The organism is Sodalis sp. (in: enterobacteria) (genome assembly GCF_047607725.1).
In the GTDB taxonomy this organism is placed as follows: domain Bacteria; phylum Pseudomonadota; class Gammaproteobacteria; order Enterobacterales; family Enterobacteriaceae; genus JBLKSS01.
Map to the genome: position 1 here is coordinate 1 of NZ_JBLKSS010000240.1, position 4088 is coordinate 4088.

Consider the following 4088-nt stretch of genomic DNA (forward strand, 5'->3'; position numbering starts at 1 on the left):
CTTGCCGGATTTGCCGGGATAGAGCAGGCGGTCGAGGTCGACGGGGGACAGTTCCGCCGGCAATGGCCAGACCAGGTTAGCTACCGTGAATCGGCCGAGGATATCGTGCACTGTGGTACAGCCGATGCCGAGCGCTGCTGCGATGGTACGATTCGAGCGACGCTGCTCAAATTTCATGCGTAATACATTGATATAGATGCACATTTCTGTTATCGTGTTCTTCTTTTTACGTGCCATGCSATACCCCCGGAAGCTAAAAGTCTCCAGAGTATGGTGGAACAGAAGATGAGCGATCGGACAGAATCGGAATCGCTAATCGGGCGACCGGAATCAGTGATCGGACGTGACCGGAACCAGTAGGAACACGGAAATAACTAAATTCCCTTAAGACGTCATTATTCCATCGCAGCCCTCGGCTGCGATTTTTTTTGCCTGTGGATAATCGGGCCGGGTTGGTCGGGCGTTATCTAAAGCGGCATTGGTGCGTGCGCGCTGTTCAACCGCCGCAAATTCTCTTACTATGCTGGTATGTTGTCGATACCGGCCAGGACCGAAGGCCGTTGGCCCGGAGTGCCCACCATGCGTTTACGTCATATCGAAATCATTCATGCCATTATGGCGTCTGGCAGTATCAGCGGCGCGGCGCGCCGGCTTAATGTCTCGCAGCCCAATATCAGCCGCGTGCTGCCCCATGCCGAACAGCAGTTGGGATTTGCCTTATTCGATCGCCGGCCCTCCGGGCTGCAGCCGACGTCGTGGGCACAACGGCTGATGCCGGAAATCGATCAGTTTTATCTCCATTTACAACGTATCGACCAGCTCGCCCAACGTTTACGCGCCCCTGAGCAGTTACGCATTGGCGCCGCCCATGCGATTGGCCAATCTTTGATGGCGCAGGTGCTGTTGGACTACCGCCGACAGGCGGAGCCGCTGCCGGCGGACGTCGGACTGGTGACCGGTCATCATGACACGCTTTGCCAAGATCTGTTGGATGACTGGCTGGATCTGGCGTTGACCTTTGGTCAATCCCTGGTGCCGCGGCTGACGGCGGAAGTGCTTTATCGGGCCGATATGGTGGCGCTCGTCCTGCCGTCGTTGACGGTCGTGGCGCCGGTCAGCCTGGCCTGGCTATGCGAGCATCATCTGCTGATGATGCAGCCGCAGGATCCGCTGAGGCGGGTATTACATCAGGGGCTGCGCGCTCAGGGGCGGCGCTCTTGCGGCACGCTGCAGATCAAGACCTATTCCGTTATTGCCGATATAGTGCTGGCCGGCGGTGGCGTGGGGATCGTCGACACCTTCACCGCCAGACGTTATGCCCATCAGTTACAGGTCGTGAAAATCCAGGGAGCGCTGCCGTTTGAAGTGCAACTGCTGATGACCGCGTCTCACGCCCCCGATCCGGCGGTGCTGCTGATGCGCAGCATCATCCGCCGGTGGCTGGAACAGTGAGTCGACGCGCAGGCGGCGTGAAAACGGGGTTAACGCGCGGGCTTAAAATTTATGCACACGTGCCGGCGCGCGGCTGACCGCGGCAGGCGGGAGATTATTGCCAAAAGTCGTCAAACACCGTCACCGGCGGATGACGCTTGTGCTCGGTGCGCTGATACCAGTTTTCAATTACGCGCGCCGCGGCGGCATCGATGGTTTTGCCCTCTAAGTAATCATCGACCATTTCGTAGGTGACCCCGAGCGCGGTTTCGTCAGGTAACGCGGGGCGATCTTCTTCCAGGTCGGCGGTCGGCGCTTTGAGATAAAGATGATCGGGGCAGCCGAGGTGTTGCAATATTGCGCGGCCCTGGCGTTTATTCAGCCGGAAGAGGGGGTTGATATCGGTACCGCCGTCGCCGTATTTGGTGAAGAAACCGGTTACCGCTTCCACCGCGTGATCGGTGCCCACCACCAATCCCGCCGTCATGCCGGCGATGCTGTACTGGGCTTTCATGCGTTCGCGCGCTTTTTCATTACCTTTAACGTAATCGCTCAACGCGATGCCCGCCTCGCGCAAGGTCGCCTCGCTGGCCTGAATGGCGCTTTTGATATTGACGGTGACCACCTGGTCAGGCTGGATAAATGCGATTGCATCCCGGCAATCCGCTTCATCTTTCTGCTCGCCGTGGGGCAAGCGCACGGCGATAAAGCGGTAGTCGGCCATGCCGGTTTCCTGACGGAGCTCGCTGATGGACTGTTGGCAAACTTTGCCCGTCAGCGTGGAATCCTGGCCGCCGCTGATGCCGAGCACCAGCGTGCGTACGAAAGTATGTTTTTTCAGGTAGGCTTTGAGAAAATCCACGCTCACCCGAAATTCGGCCGCCGGGTCAATCGTGGGTTTCACGCCCAGCGCCGCTATGATCTCTTGCTGTAGTGCCATTCGCTTTGTCTCCTGAAACGTCAAGCTGCGGGTATCGCAAACGTCATGATGAGGGTAATCACAAAAGTGTAAAGCCTAACGCTTAGAAGAGAAAGCGTTACCCACCCGCGATGCCATTATCGATTTCGGCGGCCGGCGCGGCACAAAAATAAGCACCAAAATGAACGGCCTATTTGAAAAAATGTGTTTTGGCATCTAGGCTTATTTCATACACACAATGAATGAGGTGACCTCGATGAATAATAAAATGGTTCTGGCTGTTTCCGCCGCCGCGGCGATTTCTTTCCTTTCTGGCTGTACCGCCTATGATCGTGCCGACAGTTATCTGAAAAAACCCGTCGTTAGCGATGTGAAAAAAGGCATGACCAAAGAGCAGGCGCGCGCTATCGGCGGCGTGCCGGCGACGTCCTCGACCATGATTAACGCACGGGGAACCTGTGACTCCTATGTACTGGGTAACCGTGACGGCAAACCAATTAATTACTTTGTCAGCTACGACGAAACCGGCAAGGTATTGAACAAAGGGTTCCAGAGCTGCCAGGAATACGACACCAATCCTCAGCAGGGACAATAAACGTTCTTAGCGTCTGCTTGGGCGCCGGGCTGCGGCCGGCTCTGGCCCGGTGCCGGCAAGGGGGCGCGGATCCGACTTCTGATATGATAGCGCCGACCTGCGCGCTCGACACCGCTAACGTAATTGCCCTCAAAGCGTTTTACGCCCGTACCTGATGCTTATGTAACAGTATCGCCCTTTAGACCGCCTTTTTATCACTCAAGCCCACGGTAACCCTACACTTCACTGGCCCGCAGTCACTTTCCATTTCCATGACCTCATGCTGTCGGTTATGACCACCTGCTACCGGGGACGACGCGCACGCATTGCCCTGCACGCCCGCCATCGTGGCGTGGTAAAAACCTATTTAGGTAACATGTATTTTCGTTTTTTTTACCTAAGTACGCCATCGGCACCGTGGGGTCTGCGGGTATAATGAAAATGAATATTCATTATAGGATTGAGCGTGATGTTTCTCTCAAGATTTTTGGCGGTAGGACTGATATTCCTCGTCGTGGCCTGCGATCGGCAGCCGGAAACGAATCCCGCTGACGCGGCAACCGAGGTGGGGGTGAAAACGTTTCAGCCCCGGTCGGTAACCTTAACCAGCGATTTAATCAGTCGCGTGAAAGGCTCGCTGGTTTCCGACGTTCGCCCGCAGGTGGACTGTATCATCCAGAAGCGGCTATTTACCGAAGGAGATGAAGTCAAAGAAGGGCAGGCTCTGTATCAAATCGATCCTGCCAGCTATCAGGCCACCTATGATGAGGCCGTGGGGCAGCTGAAAAATGCCGTGACGGTAGTGAACAGCAGCAAACTGAAGGCACAGCGCTATGCGGCGCTGGTGAAGGAAAACGGCGTTTCCCGCCAGGATGCCGATGAGGCCGTGGCCACCTGGCAACAAAACGTTGCCTCAGTGGACCAATATCGCGCCGCCGTACAGAGCGCGCGTATCGATCTGCAACGCACCCTGATTAAAGCGCCCATTTCCGGCCGTATCGGCATTTCTTCGGTCACCCCCGGCGCGCACCGCGCGCTCCGGGGCCGGCACCACAAAAATCATCGGTAAGTCAAAGGGGTTAGCGAAGCGCATCGCGGTGTTGTCGGTGTCATTCATTGTCGTGGCTCTCCCCGCGCAGGGTGATATGGGCGGCGAACGGCGGG

General features: G+C 56.6%; 3 protein-coding genes and 2 pseudogenes. 3 read left to right on the plus strand and 2 right to left on the minus strand.

All coding sequences use genetic code 11. The annotated features are described in order from the left end of the window. Positions 1–237 (minus strand): annotated as a pseudogene (locus ACMX3H_RS17460) (IS21 family transposase); the annotation flags it as partial. 342 nt (positions 238–579) lie between these two features. On the opposite strand from ACMX3H_RS17460, the gene ACMX3H_RS17465 reads away from it, so the two are divergent. Then, a complete protein-coding gene (locus ACMX3H_RS17465) occupies positions 580–1452 on the plus strand; it encodes a LysR family transcriptional regulator (protein WP_415211713.1) in 873 nt (290 codons plus the stop codon). Positions 1453–1546: 94 nt separating this feature from the next. Here ACMX3H_RS17465 and nadE read toward each other — a convergent pair whose 3' ends face one another. Then, positions 1547–2371 (minus strand): ammonia-dependent NAD(+) synthetase, encoded by an 825-nt coding sequence (gene nadE, locus ACMX3H_RS17470; RefSeq protein ID WP_415211714.1) that lies wholly within the window; start codon positions 2369–2371, stop codon positions 1547–1549. A 235-nt stretch (positions 2372–2606) separates the two neighbouring features. Between nadE and osmE the strand changes: the two genes are divergently transcribed. Together osmE and ACMX3H_RS17480 are read left to right on the plus strand one after the other, a co-directional pair. After that, entirely contained in the window at positions 2607–2945 is a 339-nt protein-coding gene (osmE, locus tag ACMX3H_RS17475) for an osmotically-inducible lipoprotein OsmE (RefSeq protein WP_415211715.1), read from the plus strand. Between the two features lie 448 nt (positions 2946–3393). Further along, a pseudogene (locus tag ACMX3H_RS17480) lies at positions 3394–3951 on the plus strand (efflux RND transporter periplasmic adaptor subunit); the annotation flags it as partial. Between the last annotated feature and the right edge of the window lie 137 nt (positions 3952–4088).